The 15,486-nt window shown below is 39.8% G+C and carries 23 protein-coding genes; all 23 read left to right on the top strand.

The annotated features are described in order from the left end of the window. Position 1 precedes the first annotated feature (1 nt). The 23 genes from rplN to ctlX all read left to right on the top strand — a co-directional run bounded on the left by rplN (position 2) and on the right by ctlX (position 15,468). The gene (gene rplN / locus ACQ93I_RS13340; protein ID WP_265162654.1) at positions 2-370 is read left to right on the top strand and encodes a 50S ribosomal protein L14; all 369 of its coding nucleotides are present in this window, start codon (positions 2-4) and stop codon (positions 368-370) included. A 12-nt stretch (positions 371-382) separates the two neighbouring features. Then, the gene (rplX, locus tag ACQ93I_RS13335; protein WP_266070244.1) at positions 383-694 is read left to right on the top strand and encodes a 50S ribosomal protein L24; all 312 of its coding nucleotides are present in this window, start codon (positions 383-385) and stop codon (positions 692-694) included. 2 nt (positions 695-696) lie between these two features. Continuing rightward, complete coding sequence (rplE, locus tag ACQ93I_RS13330; protein WP_266070245.1) at positions 697-1,248, top strand: 50S ribosomal protein L5; 552 nt, start codon at positions 697-699, stop codon at positions 1,246-1,248. A 2-nt stretch (positions 1,249-1,250) separates the two neighbouring features. Beyond that, positions 1,251-1,520, top strand: coding sequence for a 30S ribosomal protein S14 (gene rpsN / locus ACQ93I_RS13325; RefSeq protein ID WP_431698928.1), 270 nt, complete (start codon positions 1,251-1,253; stop codon positions 1,518-1,520). Positions 1,521-1,584: 64 nt separating this feature from the next. Beyond that, positions 1,585-1,983: a 30S ribosomal protein S8 gene (rpsH, locus tag ACQ93I_RS13320; RefSeq protein WP_431698927.1), complete on the top strand. Its 399-nt coding sequence runs from the start codon at positions 1,585-1,587 to the stop codon at positions 1,981-1,983. 19 nt (positions 1,984-2,002) lie between these two features. After that, a complete protein-coding gene (gene rplF / locus ACQ93I_RS13315) occupies positions 2,003-2,545 on the top strand; it encodes a 50S ribosomal protein L6 (protein WP_431698926.1) in 543 nt (180 codons plus the stop codon). An 11-nt stretch (positions 2,546-2,556) separates the two neighbouring features. Beyond that, a complete protein-coding gene (gene rplR / locus ACQ93I_RS13310; protein WP_431698925.1) occupies positions 2,557-2,916 on the top strand; it encodes a 50S ribosomal protein L18 in 360 nt (119 codons plus the stop codon). Positions 2,917-2,920: 4 nt separating this feature from the next. Then, entirely contained in the window at positions 2,921-3,445 is a 525-nt protein-coding gene (gene rpsE / locus ACQ93I_RS13305; RefSeq protein WP_265162661.1) for a 30S ribosomal protein S5, read from the top strand. A 12-nt stretch (positions 3,446-3,457) separates the two neighbouring features. Then, complete coding sequence (gene rpmD / locus ACQ93I_RS13300) at positions 3,458-3,640, top strand: 50S ribosomal protein L30 (RefSeq protein ID WP_029035482.1); 183 nt, start codon at positions 3,458-3,460, stop codon at positions 3,638-3,640. Positions 3,641-3,649: 9 nt separating this feature from the next. Then, positions 3,650-4,102: a 50S ribosomal protein L15 gene (gene rplO / locus ACQ93I_RS13295; protein WP_431698924.1), complete on the top strand. Its 453-nt coding sequence runs from the start codon at positions 3,650-3,652 to the stop codon at positions 4,100-4,102. A gap of 9 nt (positions 4,103-4,111) precedes the next feature. Then, complete coding sequence (gene secY, locus ACQ93I_RS13290; protein ID WP_266070252.1) at positions 4,112-5,449, top strand: preprotein translocase subunit SecY; 1,338 nt, start codon at positions 4,112-4,114, stop codon at positions 5,447-5,449. Beyond that, positions 5,449-5,664 carry a translation initiation factor IF-1 gene (gene infA, locus ACQ93I_RS13285; protein WP_006988529.1) on the top strand — a complete coding sequence of 72 codons (216 nt, stop codon included), beginning with the start codon at positions 5,449-5,451 and terminating at the stop codon, positions 5,662-5,664. Before secY ends, infA begins: the two co-directional genes overlap by 1 nt. Before the next feature lie 5 nt (positions 5,665-5,669). Then, entirely contained in the window at positions 5,670-5,786 is a 117-nt protein-coding gene (gene ykgO, locus ACQ93I_RS13280) for a type B 50S ribosomal protein L36 (RefSeq protein WP_037325435.1), read from the top strand. A gap of 2 nt (positions 5,787-5,788) precedes the next feature. Continuing rightward, positions 5,789-6,163, top strand: coding sequence for a 30S ribosomal protein S13 (rpsM, locus tag ACQ93I_RS13275; protein ID WP_168139061.1), 375 nt, complete (start codon positions 5,789-5,791; stop codon positions 6,161-6,163). Positions 6,164-6,171: 8 nt separating this feature from the next. Continuing rightward, positions 6,172-6,561, top strand: a complete 390-nt coding sequence (gene rpsK / locus ACQ93I_RS13270; RefSeq protein WP_265162665.1) for a 30S ribosomal protein S11 — start codon at positions 6,172-6,174, stop codon at positions 6,559-6,561. An 89-nt stretch (positions 6,562-6,650) separates the two neighbouring features. Continuing rightward, positions 6,651-7,256 (top strand): 30S ribosomal protein S4, encoded by a 606-nt coding sequence (gene rpsD / locus ACQ93I_RS13265; protein ID WP_431698923.1) that lies wholly within the window; start codon positions 6,651-6,653, stop codon positions 7,254-7,256. Positions 7,257-7,276: 20 nt separating this feature from the next. Next, positions 7,277-8,269 (top strand): DNA-directed RNA polymerase subunit alpha, encoded by a 993-nt coding sequence (locus ACQ93I_RS13260; protein WP_431698922.1) that lies wholly within the window; start codon positions 7,277-7,279, stop codon positions 8,267-8,269. A gap of 95 nt (positions 8,270-8,364) precedes the next feature. Then, positions 8,365-8,859 (top strand): 50S ribosomal protein L17, encoded by a 495-nt coding sequence (gene rplQ / locus ACQ93I_RS13255; RefSeq protein ID WP_266070255.1) that lies wholly within the window; start codon positions 8,365-8,367, stop codon positions 8,857-8,859. Positions 8,860-9,023: 164 nt separating this feature from the next. Continuing rightward, positions 9,024-10,145 (top strand): glutamine-hydrolyzing carbamoyl-phosphate synthase small subunit, encoded by a 1,122-nt coding sequence (carA, locus tag ACQ93I_RS13250; protein WP_431698921.1) that lies wholly within the window; start codon positions 9,024-9,026, stop codon positions 10,143-10,145. A gap of 397 nt (positions 10,146-10,542) precedes the next feature. Continuing rightward, positions 10,543-11,835, top strand: a complete 1,293-nt coding sequence (eno, locus tag ACQ93I_RS13245) for a phosphopyruvate hydratase (protein WP_431698920.1) — start codon at positions 10,543-10,545, stop codon at positions 11,833-11,835. Between the two features lie 277 nt (positions 11,836-12,112). Next, positions 12,113-13,402, top strand: a complete 1,290-nt coding sequence (locus tag ACQ93I_RS13240) for a citrate synthase (protein ID WP_431698919.1) — start codon at positions 12,113-12,115, stop codon at positions 13,400-13,402. A gap of 213 nt (positions 13,403-13,615) precedes the next feature. Then, on the top strand, positions 13,616-14,530 hold the full coding sequence (locus ACQ93I_RS13235) for a dimethylarginine dimethylaminohydrolase family protein (protein ID WP_431698918.1): 915 nt from the start codon (positions 13,616-13,618) through the stop codon (positions 14,528-14,530). A 5-nt stretch (positions 14,531-14,535) separates the two neighbouring features. Next, positions 14,536-15,468, top strand: coding sequence for a citrulline utilization hydrolase CtlX (gene ctlX, locus ACQ93I_RS13230; RefSeq protein WP_431698917.1), 933 nt, complete (start codon positions 14,536-14,538; stop codon positions 15,466-15,468). Positions 15,469-15,486 lie beyond the last annotated feature (18 nt).

Below are 15,486 nucleotides of genomic sequence, written 5' to 3'. Positions count from 1 at the left end.
TATGGTACAACAAGAGTCTAGATTAAGAGTTGCAGACAATACCGGAGCTAAAGAAGTTTTAGTTATTCGCGTATTGGGCGGTACAAATAGAAGATACGCTTCTGTTGGAGACAAGGTCGTTGTCAGTGTTAAAGAAGCTACACCTAACGGAAATGTAAAGAAGGGTGCAGTTTCAACAGCAGTTGTTGTTCGTACCAAAAAGGAAGTGCGCAGACCAGACGGATCTTACATCCGTTTCGACGATAACGCATGTGTTCTTCTCAACCCAGCTGGGGAAATGAGAGGTACGCGTGTTTTTGGACCTGTAGCACGTGAACTTCGTGATAAGCAATTCATGAAGATCGTATCATTAGCACCAGAAGTGCTTTAATACAGAAATAAGATGAAAAAGCTTAAAATAAAAACCGGAGATAACGTTCGTGTAACTGCTGGAGATCATAAAGGTCAGGAAGGTAAAGTGCAGCAAGTATTTCTGGATAAGAATAAAGCCATTGTGGAAGGTGTGAATATGGTTTCTAAGCATGAGAAGCCTAGCGCATCCAATCCTCAGGGTGGAATTAAAAAGAAGGAAGCACCTATCCATATTTCTAATCTTTCTTTGATCGACAAAAATGGTGAAACTACCAGGGTTGGATATAGAGAGGAGAACGATAAGAAAGTAAGGTTTTCCAAAAAATCTAATGAAGTAATATAGTTATGGCGTACGTACCAAGACTTAAACAAGAGTATAAAGAGAGAGTGATCTCCACTCTTACAGAAGAATTCAGCTACTCCAACGTAATGGAGGTTCCAAAACTACAAAAGATAGTTGTGAGCCGTGGCGTTGGTGCTGCTGTTGCAGATAAGAAACTTATTGACCATGCGGTAGATGAATTAACAGCTATTACAGGTCAAAAAGCTGTTGCGACCATTTCTAAAAAAGACGTTGCTTCATTTAAATTACGTAAAGGTATGCCTATTGGTGCCAAAGTTACTTTGCGTGGGGAGAGAATGTATGAATTTTTAGATCGTTTGATCACTTCTGCACTTCCACGTGTTCGTGATTTTAATGGTATTAACGCAACCGGATTTGATGGAAGAGGAAATTATAACCTTGGGGTAACCGAGCAGATTATTTTTCCTGAGATCGATATCGATAAGGTTAATAGGATCAATGGTATGGATATTACCTTTGTGACTAGTGCCAATACCGATAAGGAAGCGAAATCATTGTTAACTGAACTGGGATTACCTTTTAAAAAGAATTAATTATGGCTAAAGAATCAATGAAAGCCCGTGAGGTGAAGAGACAGGAATTGGTAGATAAATATGCTGAAAAACGTAAGGCTCTTAAAGAGGCTGGCGATTATGAAGCACTACAAAAACTACCAAAGAACTCATCTCCCGTGCGACTACATAACCGTTGTAAGTTGACAGGAAGACCTAGAGGGTATATGAGACAGTTCGGAATTTCCAGGGTAACTTTCAGAGAAATGGCGAACAACGGATTAATTCCCGGAGTTAGAAAGGCTAGTTGGTAAGATTATAAATTGAAAGAAGGTTCTTTCTATACTGGAGGAAAACCACTTTCGCAAATAAAAATAGATGAATACAGATCCTATTGCAGATTATTTAACAAGAATTAGAAACGCAGTTGCTGCAAACCACAGAGTGGTGGAGATCCCTGCTTCTAATCTTAAAAAGGAGATCACCAAAATACTTTTTGATCAGGGGTACATCCTTAGCTACAAATTTGACGAATCTTCTGCTCAAGGTAGCATTAAGATTGCGCTTAAGTATGATAAGGTTACTAAAGAGCCTGTTATAAAAAAGATTCAACGCATAAGTAAACCTGGTTTACGTAAGTATGCCGGTGCCAATGAACTTCCTCGTATCCTTAATGGGCTTGGAATCGCTATTGTGTCTACTTCTCATGGTGTAATGACAGGGAAGCAGGCTCAACAGGAAAAAGTTGGTGGTGAGGTATTGTGTTACGTTTACTAATATTTAAAGACGAAAAGAAATGTCCAGAATAGGTAAAAGTCCAATCACAATTCCACAAGGTGTTACAGTAGACATTAAGGACGGAGTTGTTACGGTAAAAGGAAAATTAGGTGAACTAACTCAGGAATATTCTGAGATTGATATCATCATAGAAGACGGAGTTATTACATTTGAGCGTCCTTCAGAAAAGAAAGATCATAAGGCAAAACACGGTCTTTACCGTGCTTTGATCAGCAATATGATTGAGGGTGTTACTAATGGATTCACTCACGAACTTGAACTAGTAGGTGTTGGGTACCGTGCATCTAACCAGGGTCAAAAATTGGACCTGGCTGTTGGGTACTCTCACAACATTGTCTTAGATTTGGCCCCCGAAGTAAAAGTGGAAACAATTTCAGATAAAGGTAAAAATCCTGTTGTGAAATTGACTTCACATGATAAACAACTAGTTGGTCAGGTAGCTGCAAAGATCAGATCTTTCCGTGCGCCAGAACCTTATAAAGGTAAAGGTATTAAGTTCAAAGGTGAACAGTTACGAAGAAAAGCAGGTAAATCAGCTTAATAACTAAGATTATGGCAGTTTCAAAACAAGATAGAAGAACTAAGATCAAGAAAAGGATCAGAAGAGATATAAGCGGTACTCAGGGCCGTCCAAGACTTTCCATTTTTAGAAGCAATAAAGAAATTTATGCTCAAATTGTGAATGATGTGGATGGGAAAACTTTGGTAGCTGCTTCTTCAAGAGATAAAGAGGTTGCCTCGGCGACTGTAGAGAATAAAACAGAGCAGGCAGCTTTAGTTGGAAAAGCTATTGCTGATAAAGCTTTAAAAGCCGGGATTGAGACCATCTCATTTGACAGAGGAGGATACTTATACCACGGAAGAGTAAAATCATTAGCAGAAGGTGCTCGCGAAGGAGGACTAAAATTCTAAAAGTATGTATCAGGATTATAAAAATGTAGAACTTGTAAAACCGGGTGGACTTGAATTAAAAGACCGTTTGGTTGGTGTACAACGTGTTACCAAAGTTACAAAAGGTGGTAGAGCATTTGGCTTCTCTGCAATTGTAGTTGTAGGTGACGAGAATGGGGTTGTAGGCCAAGGTTTAGGTAAATCTAAAGAAGTAGCCGATGCTATCGCTAAAGCGGTTGAAGACGCTAAGAAAAACCTGGTGCGTATTCCTCTTAATAAGGGAACACTTCCTCACGAACAAAAAGGTAAATATGGTGGAGCTAGAGTAATGCTTTTACCTGCAGCTCCGGGTACTGGAGTTATTGCTGGTGGAGCGATTCGTGCGGTACTTGAATCTGTTGGTGTTCATGATGTACTTTCAAAGAACCAGGGTTCTTCAAACCCTCACAACGTGGTGAAAGCTACTTTTGATGCATTACTTCAGTTAAGAAGTGCAGAGACTGTTGCCCGTCAACGTGGTATTTCTCTTGAGAAAGTTTTTAAAGGTTAATAACAAGGAATAATGGGAAGAATAAAAGTTACACAGGTAAAAAGTGCTATTAAGCGCACTCAAAACCAAAAACGTACTTTGGAAGCACTTGGTCTAAGAAAACTTGGTCAGGTTGTGGAGCACGAAAATACGCCAAACATCCTTGGTATGGTAAATAAAGTAAATCACTTAGTCTCTGTAGAGGAGACCAAATAAGAAACTCACATGGATTTAAGTAACTTAAAACCTGCTAAAGGTTCAGTTCAAAGTAACGCGAAGCGAGTTGGGCGTGGTGAAGGATCAGGGAAAGGCGGTACTGCTACCCGTGGTCATAAAGGTGCAAAATCTCGTTCTGGTTACTCTAGGAAAATAGGATTTGAAGGAGGGCAAATGCCACTTCAAAGACGAGTTCCAAAATTCGGTTTTACCAACATCAACCGTAAAGATTATCAGGGTATCAATCTTGATACACTTCAATCTTTGGTTGACGAAGGAAGAATCACCGATACAGTTGATATGAATGTTCTTATTGAGAACGGATTAGCTGGGAAAAACGAGTTGGTTAAGATATTAGGAAGAGGTGAATTAAAAGCTAAGTTGAAAATATCTGTTCATAAATTTACTGCCTCAGCAAAACAAGCTATTGAAGCTGCTGGTGGTGAAGCTGTTACTTTATAATAGATAACAATGAAATTCATCAATACATTAAAGAATATCTGGAAAATCGAGGAGCTAAAAAATAGAATTTTAGTAACCCTCGGTTTATTGCTGGTGTATCGCTTTGGAGCACAGGTGGTGCTTCCTGGAATTGATGCGTCTCAATTAGCGAACCTTGCTACTCAAACAGATGGCGGTTTATTAGGGCTTCTTAATGCTTTTACAGGAGGTGCATTTTCGAATGCTTCTGTATTTGCTTTGGGAATTATGCCCTATATATCGGCATCTATTGTAGTGCAATTAATGGGAATTGCTGTTCCTTATTTGCAGAAATTGCAGAAAGAAGGAGAGAGTGGTCGTAGAAGGATCAACCAAATTACTAGATGGTTGACTATTGCTATTACTCTTGTGCAGGGGCCTGGTTATATTTATAACCTTTTTGCCACCTTGCCTTCAGGTGCATTTTTGCTTGGAAGTACAGTGACCTTTGTTGCTTCTTCTGTAATAATCCTTACTACAGGAACCATTTTTGCAATGTGGCTTGGAGAGAAGATAACTGATAAAGGTATTGGTAACGGTATTTCACTGCTTATCATGGTAGGTATTATTGCAACACTGCCACAAGCCTTCATTCAGGAATTTGCTTCCAGAGTATTCGAATCGAACGGAGGAATGATTATGATCCTTATTGAACTTGTAATATGGTTTGTAATAATTCTGGCCAGTGTAATGTTAGTGATGGCTGTTAGACAAATCCCTGTCCAGTATGCAAGAAGAACTGCTACGGGAGGATACGAAAAGAATGTTTTTGGTTCAAGACAATATATTCCATTGAAGCTAAATGCTTCTGGAGTTATGCCAATTATTTTCGCGCAGGCAATAATGTTTATTCCGGCAGCGGTTGCAGGGCTTTCACAGTCTGAAACCGCACAAGGAGTTACAGCTGCCTTCAGCGATATCTTTGGCTTTTGGTACAATTTGGTTTTTGCAGTGTTAATTATAATTTTTACGTACTTTTACACTGCGATTACGGTACCTACCAATAAAATGGCAGATGATCTTAAAAGGAGTGGTGGTTTCATACCCGGGATAAGACCAGGTTCAGAAACTTCAGAATTTTTAGATCGTATCATGTCGCAAATCACCCTGCCGGGTTCTGTTTTCTTAGCGCTTATCGCAGTGTTCCCTGCAATTATCGTTTCCCTTTTGGGAGTTCAGGCCGGATGGGCATTGTTCTTTGGAGGAACATCATTGTTAATCATGGTAGGAGTTGCAATTGATACCATGCAGCAGGTAAATTCTTACTTGTTGAACAGGCACTATGATGGTCTTATGAAAACCGGTAAAAACAGAAAAGCAGTAGCATAATGGCAAAACAATCGGCAATAGAACAAGACGGAACGATCATTGAAGCATTATCAAATGCAATGTTCCGGGTGGAGTTAGAGAACGGTCATGTTGTGACCGCGCATATCTCAGGTAAAATGCGAATGCATTACATCAAATTATTGCCTGGGGACAAAGTGAAATTAGAAATGAGCCCGTACGATTTATCTAAGGCTCGAATAACTTACAGATACTAAAAACTATGAAAGTTAGAGCATCAATTAAAAAAAGAAGTGCCGAGTGCAAGATTGTGCGAAGAAAAGGCAGACTGTACGTGATTAACAAAAAGAATCCAAAATTTAAACAAAGACAAGGGTAGTTATGGCTAGAATTGCAGGTGTTGATATACCAAAACAAAAGCGAGGCGTTATAGCATTGACCTATATCTTCGGAATTGGAAAGAGCAGAGCTCAGGAAATTCTTAAAGAGGCCAACGTAGAAGAAGGAAAAAAAGTTTCCGATTGGAATGATGACGAAATCGGAAGAATTCGTGAGGCAGTTGGATCTTTTAAAATAGAGGGTGAATTGCGTTCAGAAATCCAGTTGAGCATTAAGCGCTTAATGGATATTGGAAGTTATAGAGGGATTCGTCACAGAGCGGGATTACCGTTAAGAGGACAAAGAACTAAAAACAACTCCAGAACCAGAAAAGGAAGAAGAAAAACAGTTGCAAACAAGAAGAAAGCAACTAAATAATAAGTAGGATGGCAAAAGCAAAAGCAACTCAAAAGAAGCGTAAGGTAAATGTTGAGTCTATTGGAGAAGCGCATGTTACTGCTTCTTTCAACAACATTATCATTTCGTTGACCAATAAAAAAGGAGATGTTATCTCATGGTCCTCTGCCGGTAAAATGGGCTTTAGAGGATCTAAGAAAAATACTCCTTATGCAGCGCAATTGGCTGCAGAAGACGCATCAAAAGTGGCACACGAAGCAGGTCTTCGTAAGGTAAAGGTTTTTGTGAAAGGACCAGGAAATGGTAGAGAATCTGCTATTCGTTCCCTTCACAATGCTGGTATTGAAGTGACTGAGATTATCGATGTTACTCCACTTCCACACAACGGATGTCGTCCTCCAAAAAGACGTAGAGTTTAATTAACAAGTATAAACAAAAGTAAGCAAAGAGATCTGCGAAGGACAGTGACCTTAATTCCACGATCGCTTGCTTTATAACAAATTTTTCAATGGCAAGATATACTGGTCCAAAGACTAAAATCGCCCGTAAGTTCGGGGAAGCTATTTTCGGAGATGACAAATCTTTTGAAAAAAGAAATTATCCTCCGGGACAACACGGTAACAACCGTCGTCGAGGAAAAAAATCTGAATACGCTGTCCAGTTAATGGAAAAGCAAAAAGCTAAGTATACCTATGGTGTTCTTGAGCGTCAATTCAGAAACATGTTTGAAAAAGCAACACGTGCCCAGGGAATTACCGGGGAGGTGCTTTTACAATTATGTGAGTCTCGTTTAGACAACGTGGTATATAGAATGGGAATTGCCCCATCTAGACGTGCTGCAAGACAATTGGTTTCTCACAGACATTTAACTGTGAATGGAGAGTTAGTAAACATTCCATCTTACCAGTTAAAAGCAGGAGATGTTGTAGGAGTAAGAGAGAAATCAAAATCCTTAACTGCCATCCAGGATTCATTAGCTAATTCTAGCAGTGTCTACGAATGGATCACGTTTAACAACGAGACCAAACAGGGAACTTATGTTTCTGTTCCGGCAAGAGTACAAATTCCGGAAAATATCAATGAACAATTCATCGTCGAATTATATTCGAAATAATAATTCACAGAAGTCGTAATATGGCAATATTAAATTTTCAGAAGCCCGATAAAGTTATAATGATTGATTCAACCGATTTCGAAGGGAAATTTGAATTTCGCCCTTTGGAACCAGGTTATGGATTGACTGTTGGTAACGCTCTAAGAAGAGTGCTTTTATCTTCACTTGAAGGGTTCGCTATTACTTCGGTTCGCATCGAAGGAGTAGAGCACGAATTCTCAACTATCCCCGGGGTAGTAGAAGACGTAACCGAAATCATCTTGAATCTTAAACAGATCAGGTTTAAAAGGCAAATTGATGAAATAGACAATGAAGCCGTTACCATTTCTGTATCTGGTCAGGAGCAATTAACTGCTGGTCACTTCCAAAAATTCATCTCAGGTTTCCAAATCCTTAATCCGGATATGGTGATCTGTAACATGGATAAAAAAGTGAACCTTAATATGGAGGTTACTGTAGAAAAGGGTAGAGGATACGTTCCTGCTGAAGAGAATAAGAAGCCAAATGCACCTATCGGTACGATCTACACAGATTCTATTTACACTCCTGTAAAGAATGTAAAATATAGCATCGAAAACTATAGGGTAGAGCAAAAGACCGATTATGAAAAATTGGTTTTCGAGATTTCTACAGATGGTTCTATTCATCCTAAAGAGGCTCTTACCGAAGCTGCTAAAACTTTGATCCACCATTTTATGCTGTTCTCTGACGAACGCATCACTTTGGAGGCCGATGAGATTGCACAGACTGAGACTTACGATGAAGAATCTCTTCATATGCGTCAGTTGCTAAAAACCAAGTTAGTTGATATGGACCTTTCAGTTAGAGCATTGAACTGTCTTAAAGCTGCAGAAGTTGATACCCTTGGTGACTTAGTATCTTACAACAAGAATGACCTTATGAAGTTCAGAAACTTTGGTAAAAAATCGCTTACCGAACTTGAAGAGTTGGTAAACAACAAAGGACTGAACTTTGGAATGGATCTTTCAAAATATAAATTAGATAAAGACTAGTCGCGTAAATACGCAGCTGTCAATAAAACAAAATAATAACCATCATAATTTGCTCCTCAAAATGGGTTGCAGCAAGATGATGAAACAAAAAAGTCATGAGACACGGAAAAAAGACAAATCACCTGGGTAGACAAACAGCACACCGTAAGGCTATGCTTGCAAATATGGCTTGTTCTCTAATTGAGCACAAACGTATTAACACTACTGTGGCAAAAGCAAAAGCCCTAAAGCAATTTGTTGAACCATTGGTAACCAAGTCTAAAGAAGATACTACTCACAACAGGAGAATAGTATTTAGCAAACTTCGCGATAAGAATGCAATTTCTGAATTGTTCCGCGAGATTGCTCCTAAGGTTGGTGATCGTCCAGGAGGATACACCAGGATCATTAAACTTGGAAACAGGTTAGGTGATAATGCAGATATGGCACTTATTGAACTTGTAGATTACAACGAAATCTACAACGTGAATAAGCCAGAGAAGAAGAAGTCTACTCGTAGAGCTGGTAGAAGTAAAAAATCTTCTGATGCTGCGCAAGCAAAACCTGAGGCTTCTGCTGAAGATAAAAAAGACGAAGGAAACAAGGAATAGATATGATTCTTGATTCTTAAATTCTTAAAAGGATAAGCCGTTAAAGCTTATCCTTTTTTTATACCCTCACGCCAGGGTGCCAAAAAAGTTACTTTGAAACCGAAATTTAAAATCAAATAATCCTGAATAAAATTTATTTTTGTGAAGGATAAAGACGAGCAATCATGAAATACCAAGCAAGAAAAAAAGCCATTTTACTACTTGAAGACGGCACCATCTTCCATGGCAAAGCGGTGGGAGATAAGGATGGAAAGGCCTTTGGAGAGGTCTGTTTCAACACGGGAATGACAGGATACCAGGAAATTTTTACAGATCCGTCTTATTTCGGGCAAATTATGGTCACCACCAATGCCCATATAGGTAATTACGGTGCAAATGAAAATGAGAAAGAAGCTGAGAAAGCCCAGATTTCTGGTTTGGTGTGCAAGAATTTCAGCTATAATCAATCGCGTCCTGCAGCCGATCAAACGCTTCAGCAATTCCTGGATCGCAGTGCGCTCTTCGCGATCTCAGATATTGATACCCGTGCCCTGGTTACCTATATCCGGGAAAATGGGGCTATGAATGCGGTTTTAACTACCCAGTTTGAAGATTTAGAGGCCCTGAAGCAGGAACTTGCCAATGTGCCCGATATGAACGGTCTCGAACTTGCCTCAAAAGTCTCTACTAAAGAGCCTTATTTCTTCGGAAATGAATCTGCCCGCTTTAAAGTCGCCGTACTTGATGTGGGGGTCAAAAAGAGCATTTTAAAGCACCTGGCTTCCCGTGATGTATATTGCAAGGTGTTTCCATATGATACTACTTATGCCCAAATGAAAGAGTGGGAGCCTAACGGTTACCTGCTTTCCAATGGTCCCGGCGATCCCGAACCTCTTAAAAATGCCATTCAGGTGGCTAAAGATATAATTGCTGAAGATAAACCGCTTTTTGGAATTTGCCTTGGTCACCAGATCATTGCCCTGGCAAATGGCATCTCAACATACAAAATGCACCATGGCCACAGGGGGATAAATCATCCTATTCTTAACCTGGAAACCGGAAAAGGGGAGATTACCTCACAAAATCATGGTTTTTCAGTGAATAAAGAGGAAACTGAAGCCCATCCCGATGTTGTTGTGACCCATACGCACCTAAATGATCAAACCGTGGCAGGAATTAGGATGAAAAATAAGAACTGTTTCTCAGTTCAGTATCATCCTGAAGCCAGTCCCGGGCCAAATGATGCTCATTATCTGTTCGATGAGTTTATTCACAACCTAATAGGCCAAGAAATCACAGCTGAATAATTTTCAGAAGATCAATGTGTAGCATTACCCTTCAAAAATGCCATTTTTGAAGGGTAATTTTTTTTGTCTTTTTATTTCTGAAGTAAATTTCAGGCTAAGATTATTTTTCCTTCGGAAGTAGTTACTGAATAAATTTTCAGCATTTTTCTGAACTTTTTACGAAGGGAATAATGGCAACTTCCTTTAAGTTTTTGAAGAAATTTCCGAAGAAATTCTGCTGTTTTTAACGAGGGGAAATTGGAAACCGCGCTTCCGAAGATTTAGAAGCTATCTACATCGTTCTCGTTAATAAATTTCTCTTAATTCCTTTGAACTAAAGGCTTTGGTTTTTACTATTCTTTTGAAGTATTCGTATCTTGCAGGGGCTAAAAAAGATAATTAATTAAAATTTCTAAATATGAGCGTTATAATAAACATACATGCCCGCCAGATTTTTGATTCTCGCGGTAATCCAACTGTTGAAGTTGATGTAGAAACTGAAAATGGAACCATTGGAAGAGCAGCAGTCCCTTCAGGAGCCTCTACCGGAGAACATGAAGCGGTTGAACTACGTGATGGTGGCAGTGATTACATGGGTAAAGGTGTGCTACAGGCAATAAAGAACGTGAATGAAGTAATTGCTGAAGAGCTTCTTGGATATTCTGTTTTCGATCAAAATATTATCGACCAGGTAATGATTGAGCTTGACGGTACAAAGAACAAATCTAAGCTTGGGGCAAATGCTATTCTTGGTGTTTCATTAGCAGTTGCAAAGGCTGCGGCAAATGAACTTAATATGCCGTTGTATCGCTACGTGGGTGGTGTAAGCGCAAACACGCTTCCTGTTCCCATGATGAATATTATTAACGGTGGGTCTCACAGTGATGCTCCTATTGCGTTTCAGGAGTTCATGGTAATGCCCGTAAAGGCTAAGAATTTTTCAGAAGCTCTTAAAATGGGTACTGAGATTTTCCATAACCTCAAAAAAGTACTTCACAAGAGAGGTCTAAGTACTGCTGTGGGTGATGAAGGTGGTTTTGCGCCAACTTTAGACGGAACAGAAGATGCTTTAGATACCATCTTACAATCTATCAAAAACGCTGGTTACAAACCGGGTGAAGAAGTGATGATTGCTTTAGATTGTGCTTCGGCTGAATTCTACGAAAATGGCAAGTATGACTACACCAAATTTGAAGGAGAAAGCGGTAAAGTAAGAAGCAGCCAGGAACAGGCAGAATACCTTGCTGAACTTGCTTCAAAATATCCTATCATTTCTATAGAAGATGGAATGGACGAAAACGACTGGGATGGATGGAAAGCTCTTACAGAAAAAGTAGGAGACAAAGTTCAGCTTGTTGGAGATGACTTGTTTGTTACTAATGTAGAGCGTCTTTCAAAAGGAATAGAGAACAACATAGCGAACTCTATCCTTATTAAAGTGAACCAGATTGGTACGCTTACCGAAACAATTTCGGCTGTGAACATGGCGCACAACGCCGGTTATACTTCTGTAATGTCTCACCGTTCGGGAGAGACTGAAGACAATACTATTGCCGATTTAGCTGTGGCGTTAAATACTGGTCAAATTAAAACCGGTTCTGCTTCGCGTAGTGACCGTATGGCCAAATACAATCAGCTTCTTCGCATTGAAGAAGAACTTGGAAGTGTAGCTTATTTCCCGCAGGAAAAAGCTTTCAAGGTTAAATTATAACAGACACTTTACCTTTTTTTCTAAGCCTTTCCTCTTCGGGAAAGGCTTTTTCTTTTAGAACATGATATTCGTCATCTCTGCAATATTCTGGTCTTCCTATTTTTAAGAGAGTTCAGAATTAGGGAGATAACTGCTTTTTTTGCCATTTAGAATAAGCTTTTAGGCTTGTTTTCAGCACTTGGGCCTATGAGGAAAAGCTGTGTGCTACCGAAAATTAAGGTAGAATTTTGTAAATTAGCAATCCTGAAAATAAATCATAAGAAAATCCATAACAAATATGTCAAAAGTAGCTACTATAAAAATTGATGGAAAGACCTATGACCTGCCAATGGTTGTAGGCACAGAGAAAGAAGTTGCCCTGGATATTACGCAGTTGCGAGGGCAAAGTGGAGCAATAACCTTAGATCCCGGATATAAAAATACGGGTGCATGTGAGAGTGCAATTACTTTTCTTGATGGAGAAGAGGGGATTTTGAGATACCGTGGATATTCCATTGAAGAATTAGCTGAAAAAGCCGATTTTCTAGAAGTAGCTTATCTTTTAATATTTGGGGAATTACCAACTGAGGTACAGTTGCAAAATTTTAATACCGATATTCTCGATCAAAGCATCGTGAATGAGGATATGAAAACTGTTCTTAAAGGGTTTCCTCAAACAGCTCACCCCATGGGGGTCCTGGCTTCCCTTACCAGTGCACTTACCGCCTTTAATCCAAAGTCGGTGAATGTTGAGTCTGAAGAAGATATGTACCGGGCCATAGTAAAGATCCTTGCTAAATTCCCTGTTCTTGCAGCATGGACTTTGCGCAAGAAGAACAACCAGGTGCTCTTTAACAAAGATACCAATATTGGTTATGTAGAGAGCCTCCTGAAAATGATGTTCCAGGATGATAACTCAAAAAAATCTTACAAGCAGAATAAGATTTTGGTCGATGCGCTAGATAAGTTGCTTATACTTCATGCAGATCACGAGCAAAACTGTTCTACTTCAACAGTGAGAATTGTAGGTTCTTCTCATGCAGGTTTATTCGCTTCCATTTCGGCAGGGGTTTCTGCATTGTGGGGTCCGCTTCACGGTGGAGCAAACCAGGCTGTAATCGAGATGCTTGAAGAGATCAAAGCAGATGGTGGAGATACTTCAAAATTCATTGCAAAAGCAAAAGATAAAGACGATCCTTTCAGGCTAATGGGCTTTGGGCACAGGGTATATAAAAACTTTGATCCAAGGGCAAGAATTATCAAGAAAGCGGCCGATGAAGTACTTGGTCAGCTTGGTGTTGAAGATCCAATTCTGGAGATTGCCAAGAGTCTTGAAAAGACAGCTTTAGAAGATCCGTACTTTGTAGAGAGAAAACTTTATCCAAACGTAGATTTCTATTCGGGTATTATTTACCGTGCTATGGGTATCCCGACTGAGATGTTTACAGTAATGTTTGCAGTTGGTCGTCTTCCGGGATGGATTGCACAATGGAGAGAAATGCGCCTAAGAAAAGAACCAATTGGCCGTCCAAGACAGGTTTATATTGGAGAGACTAAACGTGCTTTCAAAGAAATTGAAAAGAGATAGAATGCTCAATTAATAATTAAAGTAAGAACTCCACTTTTTGTGGAGTTTTTCTTTTTCAGGTGCCAGGTAAATCTATTTTTTTCTATCATAGAGGTTACCCGGAGTAAATCCTTCCGTAGAAAATAATTTTATAAAAAAGTGCTGTAAATAAAGATTTTATGCATTTATAGAGGAGTATTCCTTTTCTTATATTTGCAGCCAAATTGGGAGTTTATGATGAAGCTAAATATTAAAAATGAGACTTCCCGTCTTAGAGCGGTGATCCTTGGGACTGCAGAGAGCCCGGGGCCTACACCCGAATATGAGAATGCCTACGATCCAAAATCGGCAGAGCATATCATGGCCGGCACCTACCCTTTAGAAGAAGATATTGTGAAGGAGATGGAAGCTGTGCGGGAGGTATTGGAAAAATATGATGTTCAGGTTTTTCGTCCAAATCTCGTAAAAGATCTCAACCAGATCTTTACACGTGATATAGCCTTTGTGATTGATGACATGTTTATAAAGGCAAACATTCTTCCAGATCGTGAAGAGGAAATTGAAGCCATTCAATATGTTATTGACCAGATGGATCCCGATAAGGTGATCGAGCTGCCCGAAGATGTTCATGTAGAAGGGGGAGACGTGATGCTTTATAACGATCATCTTTTTATAGGTGCTTATTATGGCGAAGATTATCCCCAGTTTATCACTGCGCGAACCAATCTCAAGGGAGTAGAGCACATCAGTAAGATGTTCCCCCATAAAAAAGTGCGGTCATTTAACCTGAGAAAATCAAATACCGAGGCGCGAGACAATGCACTCCATCTCGACTGCTGTTTTCAGCCGGTAGGGAAAGGAAAGGCCATTCTCTACAAAGACGGGTTCCTTGATGAAAAAGAATACGAGTGGCTGGTAAATTTCTTCGGAAAAGAAAACATCTTTGAGATTACCCGGCAGGAAATGTACGATATGAATTCGAATGTGTTTTCTATTTCTGAAGATGTGGTGATTTCAGAAAAAAACTTCACCCGCCTCAATACCTGGCTTCGGGAAAACGGGATGAAGGTGGAAGAGGTACCTTATGCCGAAATAGCTAAACAGGAGGGATTGTTGCGCTGTTCAACCTTACCTCTAATAAGAGATTAAAGTAAATGAGACAAATAACTGATACGGTACTAATGGTGCGGCCGGTGGCTTTTAGGATGAATGAACAAACCGCCGTAAATAATTTTTTTCAGGAAGGTTTGCACCTTGACAATGAGCAGATCAATAAAAAAGCTCAGGAGGAATTTGATGCTTTCGTGGAAAAACTTCGGAAGGTTGGGGTCAACGTTATTGTAGTAGATGATGACAAGAAACTTGACACCCCAGATTCTATCTTTCCGAATAACTGGGTGACTTTTCATGAAGATGCAACTGCAGCCATCTATCCTCTTTTTGCTGAAAACCGCAGAAGGGAACGCAGGGCTGAAGTCTTTGATAAAATAGAAGCAGAGGGCTATCTCATTAAAGATGTTATTGACTATACAAGTGCCGAGGAGGAAGAGCTTTTCCTGGAATCTACCGGAGTGCTTATTCTTGACAGGATCAATGAAAAGGCGTATTGTGCGCTCTCACCCCGTGCCAATGAAGAACTGCTAATTGAATTTTGTGAAGATTTTGAACTTACCCCGGTAATTTTTACTGCCTATCAGGATGTAGATGGTCGCAGGATGCCTATTTATCACACCAACGTGATGATGTGCCTGGCCGAAAATTTCGCGGTAATTTGCCTTGATAGTATAGACGATCCTAAAGAGCGCAAAAATGTGGTAAAACATTTAAAGTCTGACGGGAAGCAGATCATAGAGATTTCTGAAGCGCAATTACATCATTATGCCGGTAATATGTTGCAGGTGCAGGGCAGGGATGAAAAAAAATACCTGGTAATGAGTGAGGCGGCAAGAAAAAGCCTGCTTCCGGTTCAAATTGCAGCTATTGAAAAGCATTGTGAGATCTTGAGCAGTGATCTTACCACCATAGAAACCTGTGGCGGTGGCAGTGCCCGCTGTATGTTGGCCGAAATTTTTCTTCCGAAGAAATAAGAAAAAAAATAAAACTAC

Origin of the sequence: Salinimicrobium sp. WS361, from assembly GCF_050750585.1 — a bacterium.
In the GTDB taxonomy this organism is placed as follows: Bacteria; Bacteroidota; Bacteroidia; order Flavobacteriales; family Flavobacteriaceae; genus Salinimicrobium.
Note: the sequence above shows the minus strand (reverse complement) of the source record. Positions and strands in the feature narration are given on the sequence as shown.

Bases quoted from the DNA above. Each gene is read 5' to 3' on its own strand.
- rplN (WP_265162654.1), top strand. From the start codon at position 2: ATGGTACAACAAGAGTCTAGATTAAGAGTTGCAGACAATACCGGAGCT.
- rplX (WP_266070244.1), top strand. From the start codon at position 383: ATGAAAAAGCTTAAAATAAAAACCGGAGATAACGTTCGTGTAACTGCT.
- rplE (WP_266070245.1), top strand. From the start codon at position 697: ATGGCGTACGTACCAAGACTTAAACAAGAGTATAAAGAGAGAGTGATC.
- rpsN (WP_431698928.1), top strand. From the start codon at position 1,251: ATGGCTAAAGAATCAATGAAAGCCCGTGAGGTGAAGAGACAGGAATTG.
- rpsH (WP_431698927.1), top strand. From the start codon at position 1,585: ATGAATACAGATCCTATTGCAGATTATTTAACAAGAATTAGAAACGCA.
- rplF (WP_431698926.1), top strand. From the start codon at position 2,003: ATGTCCAGAATAGGTAAAAGTCCAATCACAATTCCACAAGGTGTTACA.
- rplR (WP_431698925.1), top strand. From the start codon at position 2,557: ATGGCAGTTTCAAAACAAGATAGAAGAACTAAGATCAAGAAAAGGATC.
- rpsE (WP_265162661.1), top strand. From the start codon at position 2,921: ATGTATCAGGATTATAAAAATGTAGAACTTGTAAAACCGGGTGGACTT.
- rpmD (WP_029035482.1), top strand. From the start codon at position 3,458: ATGGGAAGAATAAAAGTTACACAGGTAAAAAGTGCTATTAAGCGCACT.
- rplO (WP_431698924.1), top strand. From the start codon at position 3,650: ATGGATTTAAGTAACTTAAAACCTGCTAAAGGTTCAGTTCAAAGTAAC.
- secY (WP_266070252.1), top strand. From the start codon at position 4,112: ATGAAATTCATCAATACATTAAAGAATATCTGGAAAATCGAGGAGCTA.
- infA (WP_006988529.1), top strand. From the start codon at position 5,449: ATGGCAAAACAATCGGCAATAGAACAAGACGGAACGATCATTGAAGCA.
- ykgO (WP_037325435.1), top strand. From the start codon at position 5,670: ATGAAAGTTAGAGCATCAATTAAAAAAAGAAGTGCCGAGTGCAAGATT.
- rpsM (WP_168139061.1), top strand. From the start codon at position 5,789: ATGGCTAGAATTGCAGGTGTTGATATACCAAAACAAAAGCGAGGCGTT.
- rpsK (WP_265162665.1), top strand. From the start codon at position 6,172: ATGGCAAAAGCAAAAGCAACTCAAAAGAAGCGTAAGGTAAATGTTGAG.
- rpsD (WP_431698923.1), top strand. From the start codon at position 6,651: ATGGCAAGATATACTGGTCCAAAGACTAAAATCGCCCGTAAGTTCGGG.
- ACQ93I_RS13260 (WP_431698922.1), top strand. From the start codon at position 7,277: ATGGCAATATTAAATTTTCAGAAGCCCGATAAAGTTATAATGATTGAT.
- rplQ (WP_266070255.1), top strand. From the start codon at position 8,365: ATGAGACACGGAAAAAAGACAAATCACCTGGGTAGACAAACAGCACAC.
- carA (WP_431698921.1), top strand. From the start codon at position 9,024: ATGAAATACCAAGCAAGAAAAAAAGCCATTTTACTACTTGAAGACGGC.
- eno (WP_431698920.1), top strand. From the start codon at position 10,543: ATGAGCGTTATAATAAACATACATGCCCGCCAGATTTTTGATTCTCGC.
- ACQ93I_RS13240 (WP_431698919.1), top strand. From the start codon at position 12,113: ATGTCAAAAGTAGCTACTATAAAAATTGATGGAAAGACCTATGACCTG.
- ACQ93I_RS13235 (WP_431698918.1), top strand. From the start codon at position 13,616: ATGATGAAGCTAAATATTAAAAATGAGACTTCCCGTCTTAGAGCGGTG.
- ctlX (WP_431698917.1), top strand. From the start codon at position 14,536: ATGAGACAAATAACTGATACGGTACTAATGGTGCGGCCGGTGGCTTTT.